Source organism: Aliibacillus thermotolerans (assembly GCF_027853235.1).
Taxonomy (GTDB): Bacteria; Bacillota; Bacilli; order Bacillales; family Marinococcaceae; genus Aliibacillus; species Aliibacillus thermotolerans.
Genome location: NZ_WKJG01000024.1, coordinates 39,188 through 55,764 on the forward strand (window position 1 = coordinate 39,188; position 16,577 = coordinate 55,764).

The 16,577-nt window shown below is 41.2% G+C and carries 19 protein-coding genes, 1 rRNA gene and 1 pseudogene; 2 read left to right on the forward strand and 19 right to left on the reverse strand.

Translation table 11 applies throughout. The annotated features are described in order from the left end of the window. Nucleotides 1-83 precede the first annotated feature (83 nt). The 7 genes from GJS40_RS02195 to metG form a co-directional block, all read right to left on the reverse strand. Nucleotides 84-272, reverse strand: a complete 189-nt coding sequence (locus GJS40_RS02195; RefSeq protein WP_270895788.1) for a small, acid-soluble spore protein, alpha/beta type — start codon at nt 270-272, stop codon at nt 84-86. A 137-nt stretch (nt 273-409) separates the two neighbouring features. Then, nucleotides 410-646, reverse strand: coding sequence for a Veg family protein (locus tag GJS40_RS02200; RefSeq protein WP_270895790.1), 237 nt, complete (start codon nt 644-646; stop codon nt 410-412). A gap of 225 nt (nt 647-871) precedes the next feature. Beyond that, nucleotides 872-1,750 (reverse strand): sporulation peptidase YabG, encoded by an 879-nt coding sequence (gene yabG, locus GJS40_RS02205; RefSeq protein ID WP_270895791.1) that lies wholly within the window; start codon nt 1,748-1,750, stop codon nt 872-874. A gap of 124 nt (nt 1,751-1,874) precedes the next feature. Beyond that, complete coding sequence (rsmA, locus tag GJS40_RS02210; RefSeq protein ID WP_270895792.1) at nt 1,875-2,744, reverse strand: 16S rRNA (adenine(1518)-N(6)/adenine(1519)-N(6))-dimethyltransferase RsmA; 870 nt, start codon at nt 2,742-2,744, stop codon at nt 1,875-1,877. Next, nucleotides 2,707-3,321, reverse strand: coding sequence for a ribonuclease M5 (rnmV, locus tag GJS40_RS02215; protein WP_270895794.1), 615 nt, complete (start codon nt 3,319-3,321; stop codon nt 2,707-2,709). The genes rsmA and rnmV overlap by 38 nt, the downstream gene beginning before the upstream one ends. A gap of 27 nt (nt 3,322-3,348) precedes the next feature. Then, nucleotides 3,349-4,116, reverse strand: a complete 768-nt coding sequence (locus GJS40_RS02220; RefSeq protein WP_270895796.1) for a TatD family hydrolase — start codon at nt 4,114-4,116, stop codon at nt 3,349-3,351. Between the two features lie 18 nt (nt 4,117-4,134). After that, the gene (gene metG, locus GJS40_RS02225; RefSeq protein ID WP_270895797.1) at nt 4,135-6,123 is read right to left on the reverse strand and encodes a methionine--tRNA ligase; all 1,989 of its coding nucleotides are present in this window, start codon (nt 6,121-6,123) and stop codon (nt 4,135-4,137) included. 1,329 nt (nt 6,124-7,452) lie between these two features. Between metG and GJS40_RS02230 the strand changes: the two genes are divergently transcribed. Next, nucleotides 7,453-7,743 carry an AbrB/MazE/SpoVT family DNA-binding domain-containing protein gene (locus GJS40_RS02230; RefSeq protein ID WP_270895799.1) on the forward strand — a complete coding sequence of 97 codons (291 nt, stop codon included), beginning with the start codon at nt 7,453-7,455 and terminating at the stop codon, nt 7,741-7,743. 184 nt (nt 7,744-7,927) lie between these two features. Here the strand turns inward: GJS40_RS02230 and rsmI are convergent, their stop codons facing one another. The 10 genes from rsmI to GJS40_RS02280 all read right to left on the reverse strand — a co-directional run bounded on the left by rsmI (nt 7,928) and on the right by GJS40_RS02280 (nt 14,963). After that, nucleotides 7,928-8,794, reverse strand: a complete 867-nt coding sequence (rsmI, locus tag GJS40_RS02235) for a 16S rRNA (cytidine(1402)-2'-O)-methyltransferase (protein WP_270895800.1) — start codon at nt 8,792-8,794, stop codon at nt 7,928-7,930. After that, nucleotides 8,775-9,068: a GIY-YIG nuclease family protein gene (locus GJS40_RS02240; protein ID WP_270895802.1), complete on the reverse strand. Its 294-nt coding sequence runs from the start codon at nt 9,066-9,068 to the stop codon at nt 8,775-8,777. The genes rsmI and GJS40_RS02240 overlap by 20 nt, the downstream gene beginning before the upstream one ends. After that, nucleotides 9,055-9,792 (reverse strand): tRNA1(Val) (adenine(37)-N6)-methyltransferase, encoded by a 738-nt coding sequence (locus GJS40_RS02245; RefSeq protein ID WP_270895826.1) that lies wholly within the window; start codon nt 9,790-9,792, stop codon nt 9,055-9,057. Before GJS40_RS02245 ends, GJS40_RS02240 begins: the two co-directional genes overlap by 14 nt. 128 nt (nt 9,793-9,920) lie before the next feature. After that, nucleotides 9,921-10,277 (reverse strand): DNA replication initiation control protein YabA, encoded by a 357-nt coding sequence (gene yabA / locus GJS40_RS02250; RefSeq protein WP_270895804.1) that lies wholly within the window; start codon nt 10,275-10,277, stop codon nt 9,921-9,923. Between the two features lie 20 nt (nt 10,278-10,297). Further along, nucleotides 10,298-11,116: a PSP1 domain-containing protein gene (locus GJS40_RS02255; RefSeq protein ID WP_270895806.1), complete on the reverse strand. Its 819-nt coding sequence runs from the start codon at nt 11,114-11,116 to the stop codon at nt 10,298-10,300. Nucleotide 11,117: 1 nt separating this feature from the next. Further along, nucleotides 11,118-12,107, reverse strand: coding sequence for a DNA polymerase III subunit delta' (gene holB / locus GJS40_RS02260; protein WP_270895807.1), 990 nt, complete (start codon nt 12,105-12,107; stop codon nt 11,118-11,120). A gap of 24 nt (nt 12,108-12,131) precedes the next feature. Beyond that, complete coding sequence (locus GJS40_RS02265) at nt 12,132-12,461, reverse strand: cyclic-di-AMP receptor (RefSeq protein WP_270895808.1); 330 nt, start codon at nt 12,459-12,461, stop codon at nt 12,132-12,134. 132 nt (nt 12,462-12,593) lie between these two features. Beyond that, nucleotides 12,594-13,238 carry a dTMP kinase gene (gene tmk, locus GJS40_RS02270; RefSeq protein WP_270895810.1) on the reverse strand — a complete coding sequence of 215 codons (645 nt, stop codon included), beginning with the start codon at nt 13,236-13,238 and terminating at the stop codon, nt 12,594-12,596. A gap of 9 nt (nt 13,239-13,247) precedes the next feature. Then, nucleotides 13,248-14,693 carry an aminotransferase class I/II-fold pyridoxal phosphate-dependent enzyme gene (locus GJS40_RS02275; protein ID WP_270895811.1) on the reverse strand — a complete coding sequence of 482 codons (1,446 nt, stop codon included), beginning with the start codon at nt 14,691-14,693 and terminating at the stop codon, nt 13,248-13,250. Between the two features lie 75 nt (nt 14,694-14,768). Further along, the gene (locus tag GJS40_RS02280) at nt 14,769-14,963 is read right to left on the reverse strand and encodes a sigma factor G inhibitor Gin (protein ID WP_270895813.1); all 195 of its coding nucleotides are present in this window, start codon (nt 14,961-14,963) and stop codon (nt 14,769-14,771) included. Between the two features lie 122 nt (nt 14,964-15,085). On the opposite strand from GJS40_RS02280, the gene GJS40_RS02285 reads away from it, so the two are divergent. Next, nucleotides 15,086-15,757, forward strand: coding sequence for a hypothetical protein (locus GJS40_RS02285; protein ID WP_270895815.1), 672 nt, complete (start codon nt 15,086-15,088; stop codon nt 15,755-15,757). A 69-nt stretch (nt 15,758-15,826) separates the two neighbouring features. Here the strand turns inward: GJS40_RS02285 and GJS40_RS02290 are convergent. After that, nucleotides 15,827-16,131: pseudogene (locus GJS40_RS02290) on the reverse strand (KipI antagonist); the annotation flags it as partial. Nucleotides 16,132-16,452: 321 nt separating this feature from the next. Next, nucleotides 16,453-16,569, reverse strand: a 5S ribosomal RNA gene (gene rrf / locus GJS40_RS02295). Nucleotides 16,570-16,577: the final 8 nt, after the last annotated feature.

Consider the following 16,577-nt stretch of genomic DNA (forward strand, 5'->3'; position numbering starts at 1 on the left):
TTTTTAATGAAAACAGGTCCCATGAACCATAAATATGACATAAAAAATCCCCGGGAAAATCCCGGGGTATCCACCCATGACAGTTATTCATTTCCTTGTTGCCTGTTAGCGAGACTTTCTTCTGCCATTTCGACTGCTCGTTTTACCATGTTCCCCGCATCACGAGCTTTAATGCCACCCCAGCCTTCTTTCTGTACTGTCTCATAAAAACCGAGTTCTTTGGCAATCTCTTCTTTCAGTCGATCCGACATGATACCGCGTCTCCGGCCCATGAATACACTCTCCTTCAAAAAAGAGTCACCCTGCCCTGGGTGTATGTAATAGCATGCACAAAATTAGCATAAATATAGCTTTCTGTGCTGATTACAGAAAGCTAATTTATACCGTTTCGACGGATTTGAACATTTTCCTATTCACACATGGTTAGTTCCACCGTTTTTGTAAGCACGTCTGTATAACTGAAAGAAACTCGTTCCACAGAATGCTTGTCTTTGTCCAATTTAATCACGAAAATAGAAGGATACGTTCCTTCTATCATTCCTGAGCGTTCAATTGTTTTTCGACGCCCTCCATTCGCAACGACAGTGACTTTTTTCCCGACATTGGCATCCAAGGTTTCTTTAATTTCCATTAACGTTTTTCCCATGGTTTTCAAATCCACCTCACTCGTATTATATTCTAACATGCATTTTTATTTAAGTCAAATAAAATAAATAATTATAACAATGACCTGAACTCATGTCAACGAATAAATTTCATTTAATTCATCTTATGTAGTATTCGTTTCTTTTTGATTTTTATACAAAAAAGCGATAGTCCTTTTCCTTTGTAACGAAGAATGGAAAAGCTGACTATCCCTTTTTCGATCCCTTTATTCATCTAAAATTGGTTCATTTGCTTCTTTCCATGGCAACCCTTTTCTTAATACGCCTTTCGTTTCAATCCCACCAAGGCCTTCTTGTCCTGTGAATGTATGTCGAATAATATCGATAACACTTACGCGCTCCATAAAAGGAGTAAGACTAATTTGAGCGGCGGCGTATACTGGGTCTAGCGCGTGAATATTGATTCGATCTGGAGAACTAGCGAAATTTGCCCCTGCTCTCAGCAACCATTCAAAATAAGACTGACAAGCTCCTGCAAAAATAACTAATTGGTCTAATTGAGGAATGACTTTTCGTGCTTCCCTTACCGTTTGACCAAAAAATTTCGAATGTCTATATGCTTTCAAATCATTTTCTTTTCCTCGCGTCGGTAAATAAGCATCATGTCCGGTAACGACTAATATGTCTGGTTGTACCATGGACAGAAGGGAAGCGACTTGTTCAGGCATCTCTTTTTCTTTCACGTGAACGCCATACACGGGAATTCCCAGTCGTTCGTATAAAGCAGTACATTTTTCTAAATAACGAGCATCTCCATCCATGTGCAAGACGCGTCCTCTCATTTCGAAATAAGTCGTTTTTTCTTTATATCCTTCCGAGACGTCATACTCGTTTTTCTCTCTCATTAACCGTGCTTGTTGCCGAAAGAGGCGATAGCTGTTTTCTTCTTGTTTGCGGAAATTTTTTTCATATTCTCGCCATTCTTTATCATTGATTTTCTTCAAATCAGATAAGGGAGCATCTGCAGCTAATCTTACTTCTTCTCCGACTAAATCTGCTACTCCATTCTTTATTTGCACCACTCGAAAGATAATGTCGCAATGGTAAGAATAACGTGCAACAAGATCCCCTTCTTTTATTTCCATCATTGCCTCCCTCCTTTTCCCACTAGTGTATGCGCCCTGCCAACAACCGTGACATTTCCCCACCACAATAAAAAGCTGTCTAAAAAGTCGTTACAACTTTTTAGACAGCTTCATCCGTTCTTATTTATTCAAGTAAGGCATTGCTTAATTCAGCAAATTCTTCCATCGAAAGGGTTTCTCCACGCCTGCTCGGATCAATTTGACACTTTTGAAATGCCTCTTCCATTCGTTTCTGATCTTCTTTATCTGTTAGTAAATTATGTTGCAAGTTGTTTCGAATGGTTTTGCGACGTTGCGCGAAAGAGGCACGGACAACTTGGAAAAAGAACGTTTCATCTTTTACTATTACAGGCGGTGTTTCTCTTTTGTTTAGGGAAAGAACGACGGAATCTACTTTCGGACGTGGTACAAACACGGTTCGGGGTACCGTTAATACACGAGTTGCTGCGGCATAATATTGGACAGCAATCGAAAGCGATCCATAATCTTTCGTATTTGGGCTTGCTTTCATCCGATCCCCAACTTCCTTTTGTACCATGAAGACAAAACGGTCTACCGGAAGACAAGCTTCAAGCAATCTCATAATAATCGGAGTGGTAATATAGTAAGGCAAATTACCAACGACAGCAATTTTTTCTACATTCGTAAGACGCTCTTCAATGATTGAAGAGAGGTCTACTTTTAATATGTCTTGATGATGAATCGTTGTGTTTGGGTACGGCGCGAGAGTTTCTTCCAAAATCGGAAGAAGACGGTCATCAAGTTCGAAAGCTTCCACGCGCCGTACACGCTGTGCAAATTGTTCCGTTAAAGCGCCAATTCCTGGACCAATTTCGATGATGCCATCGTTTTCACCCATCCCGGTCGCCTCAACGATACGCATAAGAATATTATGATCGATTAAAAAGTTTTGCCCTAAACTTTTTTTAAAAGAAAAACCGTGTGCTTGTAAAATTTCATTCGTCCGACTTGGGGTTGCGATTGGTTTTTGCACGCGCTTCTTCCTCCTCTAACACCCGTTGTAATGCTTGCGCAAATTCTTCCCGTGAAATATGAAACATGTCGAGTCGTTTTAAAAATTGCTTGGCGTTCGCATAACCGATATTCAATATTTCACCGACTCGAGCCCGAAGAGATTTCGCCTGATGTCCATACATCATCCCTGCATCCATTAAGTCTTGCCGAGTAATGATTTCTCTTTCTGGTTCGCTTTCTTCCTTCGTTTCCCGTACTTTGCTTAACGCACGACGGATCACTTCCGGCTTTGCATATTCCACGCCAAAACGTTGTCCGTCTGGAGAGAGCGCTTCTTTTCTCGTTAAAAAGGCATGTTTACAGCCAGCTACATGGGTGCTGACAATCCTACGAATTCGCTCACCGGCAACATCCGGATCCGTCAAAATGATCACTCCGCGTCTTTCTTTCGCAAGGGCGATTCGCGCGAGAACATCTTCACCAATCGCAGAGCCGTTCGTTTCAATCGTGTCCGCTTGAACCGCTCTTTGAATCGCTTTCGTATCATCTTTCCCTTCTACAACAATACATTCTTTCCACTTTTTTTCTTCTTCCATCGATGCAGCCAACTCCAATTTTATCTTTCATTCCAAGCGAAACAATGTTTTTGCGTTTTGGGTCGTTTGTTGTGCGAGTTCTTCAAAAGACATCCCTTTTAATTCTGCCAATTTTTCAGCAATCAATGTGACACGCGCTGGTTCATTTCTTTTTCCGCGGTACGGATGAGGAGAAAGAAAGGGGCTATCTGTTTCCACCAGAAGGCGATCGATCGGTATATCCCGCGCTACTTCTTTCGGCAGTTTCGCATTTTTAAACGTCACCGGACCTCCGAAAGAAATGTAGAATCCTAAATCTAAACACTCCTTGGCCATTTCTATATCTCCTGAAAAACAATGCATAATGCCGCCAACTTCTTCCGCTTTTTCTTCTTTTAAAATGTCGACGATATCTTGATCTGCTTCTCGGTTATGAATGACAATTGGCATATTTACTTTGCGAGCGAGACGAATTTGCGCGCGAAACACTTCTTTTTGCACGTCTTTCGGAGACTTCTCCCAATGATAATCAAGGCCCATCTCCCCTAAAGCAACAACTTTTTCATGTTTGGAAAGAGACGCTATCCATTCTAAATCCGTTTCTGTCATATCGATCGCGTCGACGGGGTGCCAGCCAACTGTTGCATAAATATACGGGTATTTTTCTGCAAGATCCATTGCTTTTGTGATCGTTTCCCTGTCAAATCCAACGACATTAAAAAGCGTCACACCGTTTTCTCGAGCCCGCTCAATCACATCTTCAACTTCTCCGGCAAATTGCTGGACGTTTAAATGAACATGAGTATCAAATAACATGTTTGAACATCCTTTTCCTTAATTAACGATCGCACCGTTTGGTAAATGATCATCAATTGTCGCTAAGGTGAGTTTTTTGTCTTTTTCTGCTGCTAAAATCATTCCTTGCGATAATTCTCCACGTAATTTCACCGGCTTTAAATTTGTTACACAAATGACTTTTTTTCCGACAAGTTCCTCCGGTGTATAGTGTTCAGCAATTCCTGAAACCACTTGACGGGTCTCATCTCCCACATCTAACTGCAGTTTCAACAATTTATCAGCATTTTTCACCGGTTCTGCTTTCAACACTTCCGCTACTTTTAATGTTACTTTTGAAAAATCATCCATCGTAATTTCATCCGTTTTTTCTGTCTTTTCTTTTTGTTCTTGTTCTTCTTTCGTGAGCACGGTACCGCCCATATCTTCAATAATATTTTTCACTTCTTCTTCAAAATCCAAACGCGGAAAGATTGGCTTTCCTTTTTTAACAACTTTCGTACCTTTTGTCAGTTGCCCGAAAGAGCGCATCGTCTCCCAGTCAGTCAAAGACGCTGGAATACCGAGCTGTTCCCATATTTTCATTGGAGTAGTGGTCATAAACGGTTGAATCATAATAGAGATGAAACGAAGAGATTCCGCTAAATGGTACATGACCGCTTCCAATTGCTCTTTTTCATTTTCATCTTTCGCGAGAATCCACGGTTCGGTTTGATCAATATATTTATTCGTCCGGCTTACTAATTGCCAAATGGCTGCAAGCGCTACGGAAAATTCCATGTCTTCCATTGCATTTTCCACTTTTTCCACCGTGGCATAGACAGTTTCCACAAGAGAAGCATCATATGGGGTACCATCTTTAACGTAAGCTGGTATTTTTCCATCGAGATATTTGTTTACCATTGCCACGGTACGATTTAACAAATTCCCTAAGTCGTTGGCTAAATCATAATTCAAGCGTTCGACAAAACTTTCCGGTGTAAACACGCCGTCCGAACCAAATGGTACTTCTCGGAGCAGATAATAACGCAGTGCATCCAATCCGTAACGCTCAATTAACGGAATCGGGTCAACCACGTTTCCTTTCGACTTCGACATTTTCCCGTCTTTCATTAACAGCCATCCGTGCCCGAAAACTTTTTTCGGTAGTGGTAAGTCTAGCGCCATTAACATGATCGGCCAGTAAATCGTGTGGAATCTTACAATTTCTTTTCCAACTAAATGAACATCTGCCGGCCAATATTTTAGAAATGCTTCCTCATTTTCCGTTCCGTAACCGAGAGCAGTAATGTAATTCGTTAAAGCGTCAATCCATACATAGACGACATGTTCTGGGTCACTTTTCACTGGAATTCCCCATGAAAAAGCGGTACGGGAAACAGCTAAATCCTCAAGACCCGGTTTAATAAAGTTATTAATCATTTCATTTTTCCGGGACTCCGGCTGAATAAATTGCGGGTTCTCTTCGTAATATTGAAGCAGACGATCTGCATATTTACTCATACGGAAAAAATATGACTTTTCTCTCACCCATTCCACCGGGTGTCCACTATCCGGACTTTTTCCACCAACGATTTTGCCGTCTTCATAAATAGGATCTGCCAGTTGACTTTCTGTGTAAAACGTCTCGTCCGGAACGGAATACCAACCTTCATATTCCCCTAAATAAATGTCACCTTTCTCTTTTAACTTCTCAAAAATTTGCTGTACCACTTTTTTGTGGCGTTCTTCTGTTGTCCGAATAAAATCATCGTAGGAAATATCTAGCTTGTCCCATAAGTTTTTAATCCCTGCTACAATTTCATCGACAAACTGTTGTGGTGAGACTCCTTTTTCCGCCGCTTTTCTTTCGATTTTTTGACCGTGTTCATCCGTCCCTGTTAAAAAATGAACATCATAGCCGCGAAGGCGTTTATAACGTGCCATCGCGTCTCCTGCTACCGTCGTATAAGCATGGCCGATATGCAGTTTATCACTTGGATAATAAATAGGTGTTGTTAAATAAAAAGTTTTCTTTTCCTCTGACATGATGCTCCTCCTTTTTCTATTACTGTAGCGCGCCGGATTCCTCCGTTTTTCTTTGTCTAGCTCCAGCAACCAGGCGCTTAACGCGGCAGAAGTCAAAAAGCGACTTCTTGCCTCGTCCTTCCCCCGCCTTCGCGCCTAAGCGGTTGCTTACGCTTTTCTTTGTCTAGCTTCGGCTCCTACTCGCTCGAGCACTTCGGGCCATCTCGGAAGCCGATGAACTGCTTCTGTCGATGTCCCTCCAGTGCTTATCGCTCGTAAACAGTCGCCTCCGCTTTTCTTTGTCTAGCTTCGGCTCCTACTCGCTCGAGCACTTCGGCCATCTCGGAAGCCGATGAACTGCTTCTGTCGATGTCCCTCCAGTGCTTATCGCTCGTAAACAGTCGCCTCCGCTTTTCTTTGTCTAGCTTCGGCTCCTAGGCGCTCGGATTCTTCAGGTCAGATAAAGAAAGTAAAGAGCGCTTTCTTTCCTGCCCTTCCAGAATCTATCGCGCCTGAACAGTCGCCTCCGCTTTTCTCTCTGTCTAGCTCCGAAAGCCAGCCGCTCGAGCGCTTCGGATCGCTGAAGAAGCCAAAAAACGGCTTCTTACACCACTCCTCCATCGCTTATCGCGGCTACCCGGCTTTCTACGCTTTTCTTTGTTCCAACAAAAAACTCTCCTCCCTTTAAGATAGGGACGAGAGTAAACACTCACGTGGTACCACCCACATTTCTCCGTTCTTGAAAAACGAAGCTTTCACGTTTTTTCTACTTACATATAAGACAAGTAGAAGAAACGATTTTTTCCGTAACGTGGATCACGTTCTTCCCTTACTTACTTTCGTAAGCTCGAAAAGAAAGCCCTCCCGGGACCATCTTCAAAAGCGCTTTCTGTACTGGTTCTCAGCCCTCCCAGCTCTCTGTAACAGCAGCCTTTCTTTTTACTCATCCCTTCATCGGACGTATGTATATATCCATTCTAAACTATATCGAAGCGAATTTTCCCTGTCAAGGCAAGCCCCGTATGGTTTTCACCAATGAATGGTGTTTCATTTTTCAACAATATTCTCATTCGTTCTATAAAAAATATAATTATGTTCATTAAAGCGAAAAAACACTTGTAAAAATGAAAAAAGTTCGTTATCTTTAATGTACTGTATACATTCCTATTGTTCCCTATTATGGTAGGAAGTGAACCTTTTTGTATTTTTTTCAATCCGTCATAAGCATGAAAATTGACATGTTTTGGCAAGCATTGATACGCTGAGCATATAAAGAGGCCTTTGTCTTGTCGAGATAGAGAGAATCAGCAATGTAAACACGCAAACCAACAATTTGAGGAGGAACGAAATATGAAATCGACAGGTATTGTAAGAAAAGTGGACGAGCTTGGCCGGGTAGTTATTCCTATTGAACTTCGTCGTACGCTGGATATTGAAGAAAAAGATGCTCTCGAGATTTACGTTGATGATGACCGCATCATTTTAAAGAAATACAAACCGAATATGACGTGTCAAGTAACCGGGGAAGTAAGCGATGATAACATTTCTCTTGCGGATGGCAAAATTATTCTTTCTCCAGAAGGGGCACGACAAATCATACAAGATTTGGAAGCATATTTGGAAGATAAAGAAAATAAATAACGTAGAAAATAAAGCAGGATATCCGCTATTTAAGAAGAAACTGTCTCCAACTTGATTCAGACGAGACAGTTTCTTTTTTATTTTTCCTAGGTAAACATCCTCGGACGGTTGTATGAAGCTTATTGTACACTTGACATACTTGAAGCAACAAGATTTTATCGAAGGTGGGGCGTCACGCTATCTGTCATTTCGTTAAGTCATGATAGATGTGATATACTTCCCGTTTAGGCATATTGCGCTCTTTTGCGGTTTGTTTAATGGCATCTTTTGACTTCATTCCTTGTTGAATATGATGGGAAACATGTTCTTGTACCGTGAACTTTTCCCACCAATCGCCGGTAGCACTTTCCGTTCCACCTTCAATAATTAAACAACATTCCCCTTTGATCTCTTCTATTTGTAAAATGTCCTGCAGTTCAAATAGTGTACCGCGATACCATTCTTCAAATTTTTTCGTTAATTCCCGTGCGAAAACAACGGGACGGTCTCCCCATTCGCTTGCAACATCTGCAACCGTTTGTTTGATTCGGTACGGTGACTCATAAAAAATGACTGGGACGGAAATAGTTTTTAACTGCTCAAGCTTCTTTTTGCGATCGGTTTTTTTTCGTGATAAAAATCCATGGAAATAAAAGCCCCCTCCTCCAAGACCGGAACCGGCAAGGGCAGTGATTGCCGCATTCGCGCCCGGTAACGGAATGACAGGAATGTCTTTTTCGACACATTTTTTTACTAAGTCTTTTCCGGGGTCGGAAATTAAAGGCATCCCTGCATCGCTCACAAGAGCAATCTTTGTTCCATTTCGCAATAACTGAATAATCTTCTCTTCTTTCTCTTCACTACTATGTTCGTGATAACTATCTAGCGGAGTGGAGATATCAAAATGACTGCAAAGTTTTCGTGTATGGCGCGTGTCTTCCGCAATAATCAAGTCTACTTCCTTTAACGTGCGGATACCGCGAAAAGTCATGTCTTCCAAATTTCCAATGGGAGTCGGAACGAGATAGAGAATTCCATCCCGCTCTAACTGGCTATTCTTTTGCCGTTTCATCGTGCCACTCTCCTATCTGTTCATGTCGGAAAACGAGTTGTTCTTTTTCTTTGCGCGAACGTTGTTTCAAGCGATACTCCGCCCGTAATGCTTCCGATTTCGAATCGTATTCTCTCTGATAAACAAGTCGAAAAGGACCACGCCCTCGCGTATACTTCGCACCTTTTCCGGCGCTATGCTTTTTCATCCGTTGGTCGATATCGGTGGTGTATCCGGTATAAAAGGTGCCATCTTTGCATTCGAGCATATATACATAATGCTTATTTTCCTTCATAATATCGTTGAAACTCCTCGGTATAATTTCCATTTTCATCGTAAACAACTAAAGCAGGAAGCGTTTTTAAACCTGGTTTTCCATGTTTGATCCCTTCTAACAGCACGATATTTGCGTTTTTTTGTTTTTTCGGATGGACAAATAAGAGTCGTTTCGGCTCAATATGATATTTTCGATAAGCATCCATTAATTCAAGCAATCTTTCCGGACGAAGCACCATCGCAACCTTTCCTTTTTCTTTCACGAGACGCGCAGAAGCTTGGACGATTTCGTCTAGCGTACCGTTTCGTTCATGTCGAGCAATGGTTAGATAAGGATTATCATTCCACTCCTTAGACCGCGCTGTTTTGAAATAAGGGGGATTACACGTCACAAGCTCTGCCTCTCCGTCCACCTCACTGACAAGCACATCCCGTACGTCTTTTTTCATCATCGTAATTTGATTCTCTAACCGATTGTAACGGATGCTGCGTTGGGCCATATCGACAAGGCGCGCTTGAATCTCTATCCCGATCATCGGCACCGTACTTCTCGTCGACAATACAAGGGGAATAATGCCATTTCCACTACACAAATCAATAATTTTTCCTCTCGTTTTCGGAACAGAACAAAAACGGGCTAACAACACCGCATCGATTGAAAAAGCAAACACACGATTTGATTGAATAATATGTAAAGAATCACTCACGTAATCCAAGCGCTCATTATCGTCTAAAATCATCATTTTATTCGCTCCTGCTGAAAGTGTATATACCACATAACAAATCCCCCGCTTCATCATGCGGGGGAAGTATTTTTATTATACAATGAAAAACTTCCCTTCTCAAAAATGTTGGAGAAGGGAAGTATGTTTTACTCTTCTTCTTTTGTTGGGTTGAAAAACGATAAACAAAATAAACAATCTTCATCGGTTCGAAGCGTTCCGTAATGCATACTGCAGATGTGGAAACCTTCTTGGTACAAACGGGCAAGATTGTCGTATCCTTCCCCAAAGGGCGGGTGAGATTTAGGCGACTTTTCTTGCTTGGATGATGCTTTCTCTTCTAATTCTTCCATCCGTTTCCGCAAATGCTGATTCTCAAGCACAAGGGCTTGATTTTCTTCAATTAGCATTGCCAATTGTTCTTTTAACTCTCCTAATTCATCATGCAAAATACCGATGCGCTCTTCCATATGAATTACTTGCGAAAATATCTCTTTCTTCTTCACAACCACCCACCTCAATCACCCTATGAACGAACGATGTGACCTTCTGCCATTAATTCATCCAAACTATATTCTAAAATATGTTGTGTTTCGTTTAATTCTACTTCTACTAACCGCTCTAAAATATTAATCCCAGCCACTTTTCCATGCCCTGCCGGCGTCGAAATCGGCTCTCCCACGTCAGGAAGCTCTTTTTTTGCTTCTTCGTAATGGTCATTTTCATACTTCAGACAGCACATTAACCGACCGCATAAACCGGAAATTTTCGCTGGGTTTAAAGATAAGTTTTGATCTTTCGCCATTTTAATGGATACCGGTTCAAAATCCCCGAGAAACGAAGAACAGCATAACACGCGCCCACAAGGACCGATTCCTCCGAGCATTTTTGCTTCATCCCGTACACCGATTTGACGAAGCTCGATGCGCGTTCGAAAAATGGATGCTAAATCTTTCACTAACTCACGAAAATCAATTCTTCCATCTGCCGTAAAATAAAACAATACTTTATTGCGATCAAAGGTATATTCCACATCTACTAAATTCATTTCCAATTGATGTTCTTCAATTTTTGTTAAACAAATGGAATAAGCACGACGGGCAAGATCCATATTTTCTTGCATCGTCTTCCGATCTTCTTCATTTGCTATCCGAATCACTTTTTTTAATGGAAGCACGACATCGTCCTCGTCCACTTGCTTTTTCCCAATGACTACTTTCCCGTACTCTACGCCTCGAGCCGTTTCTACGATGACGGATTGATCTTTTTTTATATCTAAATCACCAGGAGAAAAATAATAAATTTTTCCTGCTTTTTTAAAACGAACCCCAACTACATCATGCAATCTACAATCCCTCCTGTAGACGGAGCAGTAATCGCTCCATGAGAAGCTGGGAGTTAACATGGGCTAAAAGCCATCGTTTGGCTTCCAACACTTGCTGCATCCGCATGGCGATTGCTGACTCTGACAGTTGTAAAGCCATATTTTTTAGCAATGTTTCTTGATCTGGATACGCCAGATCAGCTTGACCATGTTTTACCGCTAAACAATCGCGATACCAGAAAAGCAGCAAATCCAGCCCAAGCTCCAGCTCTTCTCTATCTTTAAAATGGGCAAGCCACTTTTCCTGTAAAGTGAACAACACTTGTGGAGATTTCTTTTCAACCTCCTGTACTAATTGTATCACTAGACTTCTTCCCTGTACAATCCAATCGGACATATCCAGCAAGTCTTTTTCCCTAAATGGATTGGATAGTCTCGCAAGGAGCGGTGCAATTTCCTTTGTTCCTTTTTCCTCATACAAGGCGATACGCGTAGATAATGACGGAGGAGAAAAAGAAAGTTTTTGCGAGCGTGATAAGATCGTCTCTAAAATAAATTGGGTATTTTCGGTGAGCAAAATGGCCAACGTCGGGCTTTCAGGATCTTCTAAAAACTTGAGTATACTATTGGCAGCACTTGCGGTCATTTTGTCCGCCTCATTTACAATATATACTTGTAGCCGAGCTTCCATGCTTTTATAGGAAAATTGCTTTTGTAACTCCTCCACTTGATGTTTTTTAATCGTCGCACCGTCCGGGTCTATCATCAGCACATCCGGATGATTGCCGTGCTCAATGCGACGGCATTCTGCACACATTCCACAAGGAACAACACCATTTAGCTCAGAACAAAATTGACTTTGTGCGAGAACAAGCGCAACTTCTTTTTTTGGCGTGCCAGCTTCTCCTTCAAACACGTAAGCGTGAGCAAGTCTATTTTTTTCGATGCTTTTCTCTAACATGCGCATGACGACCGGTTGTTCTTCTTTTAATTGATGCCACATGATCTTCATCCCTCTATCTCATTCCATCCGGTGTTACAATTGGTGAAATTGTTCCACTTGTAAAACAAAAACCGTCGCTCCCCCGACTTCCACCTCAATCGGATAGGGAACATAAGAATCGACATTTCCGCCCATAACCGAGACAGGAGAGACTGTTTGTTCCCGTGAGCGACAGTTTTCTTGAATAATATCCAATACATCATTTATTTCATCATCTTTTACTCCAATAAGAAACGTTGTATTTCCCTCTTTTAAAAATCCACCAGTACTTGCCAGTTTCGTAGCGCGATATCCTTTTTTCACCAAATGTTTAGACAATCGGTTACTATCCTTATCTTGCACCACCGCAATAATAAGTTTCAATATCGACACCTACTTTCCTTTGTGGTTTGTTATTATTTTACGCAAATTCATACAAAAAAGATAGTTACCGGGACGCTAAACCTTTTCGGTAATATCTTGCTTGGAAAAGCGTTTTCTCGCTGATAAAATGACTCACTTTAAAACATCTCGTTCAAGTCGAGAGGTGATAAAATGAATGACTTGTTGAGTGACTTCATCTAGCGGTGGTTCAGCGGAGAAAGTATGTATTCTTTCCGGGAATTTCTTTGCCAATTGATGATATGCTCCGTGTACTTGTTCATGAAAATGAAGCGTTTCTCGGTCGAGTCGATTCACTTCTCGCTCCTTGTTTTGATGAATTCTTAACAATCCCTTTTCAGGAGAAATATCTAAGTAAATGGTGATATCCGGCATAAATTCGTCAATGGCAAACTGGTTTAATTGATACACCTCGTCCATTCCAATCCCTCGGGCGACTCCTTGATACGCCAAACTGCTATCAATAAAGCGATCACATAAAACGATATATCCGTCTTCTAAGGCCGGAATGATTTTCTCTACTAAATGTTGCCTACGTGCTGCCGCATAAAGAAGCGCTTCGGTGCGTGCATCCATCGTCGAATGATCCGGGTTTAAAATAATGGCGCGAATTTTTTCTGCAATGTCAATGCCACCGGGTTCTCTCGTTTTTAAAAGACGATACCCTTTTTCCTTGAAATCAAGGTACACTCGATCCATTACCGAGGTTTTCCCAGCCCCGTCGCAACCTTCAAACGTAATAAATGTTCCTGTTTTCATGATAAAAATTCATCCTTCATTTTGAATAATTGGTACGAACCACTTTCCCTGATCATCTTGAAGCCCCCCTTGTACGCGACCACCTTGACGTAACCATTGTATCAATGCTTCATATCTTTTCCCCGTTAACAGCTCTCCTTTGAAAAAAAGAGGTATTCCAGGAGGATAGGGAATAAGATCAGTAGCAGTTCTTTTTCCGTATGCTTTCTCAAGCGGAATATCCATTTGTTCCTTGATGGGAACAGAGAGCTGATCAAAAGGGGCAAGATCGAAAGAAGGGATGATGATATTTGGAAACTCGGTCCGTTTCACTTCTTTCTTCATCTTAGTTACTGCTACTTTTATTTTCTCATACAATGTCGTTGAGAGCGGTTGTATGCTTAATGGTAAAATGAGTAACACATGTTTATTATCTGCCAGTTCCGGATACAAATCATTTGCTTCTAAATATCGTGCGAACGTCCATCCACTATAGCCAGTGGGGGCTTGTAACACACACTTCAACAAGTCTCGCTTGATCGGTGCCGGTGGAGTGACGCTTTTAAGACCGGTTTCTCGTTCCATTCTTTTAGAAGTCTCAACCAATGTTTCTCTTAGTGCATGTTTATCTATCTTCGCTACATCATATACGTATTTTCGGGCAAGATCTAAAGATGCCATAATTGGATAGGAAGGACTGCTCGATTGAATAAGAGCAGCTTTTTCTTTTACTGATTGACGGAGATTCGTATCGGTAGTACCAATATGTAAATACGCTCCCATCGTCAATGCTGGTAACGTTTTATGAGCGGATTGGACAACGACATCTGCACCAGCTGCAAGAGCACTTGATGGAAAACAATCATTCGCGACAAAATGAGCGCCGTGAGCCTCATCTACCAAAACAATTGCATCGTATGCTTTTGCAACTTGAATGATTGGTTCAAGGGGTGGCGTCCAGCCATAATAAGTTGGGGACGTAATAATCAGTCCCTTTGCCTCAGGATAACGAAGAAACGCTTCTTTTACTTTGTCTACTGATAAACCAAGGGAAAGGTGACTGGACTCTTCATACTCCGGGAAAATAAAGACAGGTCGTGCGTTTGCTAAGCGAAGACCATTGATGACGGATTTATGGACATCTCTTTGGACAAGCACCGTCTCTCCTTCCCGAAAAGCTCCCATAATCATCGCCAGATTTCCTGATGTTGAACCACCTACAAGAAAGATAGATTCCACTGCTCCAAATAGTTCAGCCGTCAGCATCTGCGCTTCTTGAATTGGTCCTGTTGGGTCATGTAAATCATCAAGCCCTGTTAACTCCGTTTGGTCTATCGCAGCAATTTCCTTGAAATACTTTCCATAAGTTGGAGGGAATAAAGTACCATTTTTATGACCCGGCACATGAAAAGACACCGGTTGTCGTTTTAAATGATTCTCTAAAGCCTGTAATAAAGGCATTTTCTCCTGATCCATCTCTTAGCCTCACTTTAATATGCTATCTACTAGAATGATGACGAATGATTGCGCTTTTCTCAAATATTTCAATCGTTACTTTGATAAAAGACCTGACATATTTAACTTGCGAAGCTTTTTCACCGTTTCTCTATAAGCAGGATCTTCCGGCTCTAATTGGACAATTTCCTGTTCGCATTGAAGGCAAATAAATGAATGAAGTACATATATTCCTTCCTTTTTTACTTTCTCACAAACAATACAGCAATCCCCTTTCACAGACATTTCCATCATTATAACCTCCTCTTCCATGCTATGAAACTATTCTTTCCTAAATGAAAAGAAAATATACATTTTCAGAGAAGGAAATGGTATAATAACGCAAAATAATTTTATTTGAAAGGATGATTGCTTTGACCGACAGAGAAATCTTGGAACAAATGCTTCATAAAATGACGAATGTGGAGAATCATGTAGAAAACATGGATAGCCGTTTATCAAACGTTGATAGTCGATTATCAAATGTAGAGAGTGACTTAGCAAACGTTAATCAACGTCTTTCTAGTGTTGAGAGTGGCTTAGCAAACGTTGATAGTCGTTTTTCTAATGTGGAGAACGACTTTGCAAACGTCAATCAGCGCCTTTCTAGTGTTGAGAGTGGCTTAGCAAACATTGATAGTCGTTTTTCTAATGTGGAGAACGACTTTGCAAACGTCAATCAGCGCCTTTCTAGTGTAGAGAGCGGTTTAGCAAACATTGATAGTCGTTTTTCTAATGTGGAGAATGACTTTGCAAACGTCGATCAGCGCCTTTCTAGTGTAGAGAGCGGTTTAGCAAACATTGATAGTCGTTTTTCTAATGTGGAGAATGACTTTGCAAACGTCGATCAGCGCCTTTCAATCGTGGAAAAGGATGTCTCCGAGTTAAAAGAAAATCAGAAACAAATCGAACGTGCAGTTTTAGAAACAGCTGAAACAACGAAAAGAATAGAAAAAAAACAAGATAAACACGAACCTCTCCTCAATCTTCTCTCTCGTCGGTCGATTGAACTAGAAGCGGAAATGAAACGTATAAAAAGTTTCTAGCCACTACTGCTTGAATAGAAACCACTTTTTTAGCACATCCCCCGTCATCACTTTTCAAAAAAATTCCCGTTAGATATTGTTGCTCAGCTGTTTTAATAACTTTTCACGTCTTGCGTATAGTTTTTGAGCATGGAATAAATCCACTACTTCAAAAGTGATTTCCTCCCCTGGAAGACTTTGGGCAATGCGAGGAATGTCTTCAGAAATAACCGTAGCAATTCTTGTATACCCACCTGTCGGCTGTCTATCTGCCAATAAAACAATCGGTTGTCCATTTGCCGGCACTTGAATGGTACCAGGCAATATTGCCTCCGAAATAATATCCGCTCCGCTTTTGTGTTCAATTTTTCCCCTTCCAAACGAATTCCCATCCGATCGGTTTGGGGCTTTACTTGATAGCTTTTTGTTAAGAAATGATGAAGTCCTTTTGAATCGACTTTTTCTTATTGTTCTCAATATGTCAACAACTCTCTACCATTAAAACATTTCATCTAGAATATCTCAACCTCACTATTTCCTCGCGTTACGAAGATCTATCTATGTATCTCGAAATAAAATAATAGAAAGACAATTAAAACTGCAGAACATATTTACAAAATCGATAAAACGACAAAAAAATCTCCAGCGGTACCATATGATTTATAGTAGATATCGCTGGAGATTGTTAGAAGGGGTTATAACCCCTTTTTCTTGTTGCCCGGCAACGTCCTACTTTCACAAAGGGTCGCCCCTTCATTATCATCGGCGCTAAAGAGCTTAACTTCCGTGTTCGGCATGGGAACGGGTGGGTCCTCTTTGCTATGGTCACCGGACAAGTATG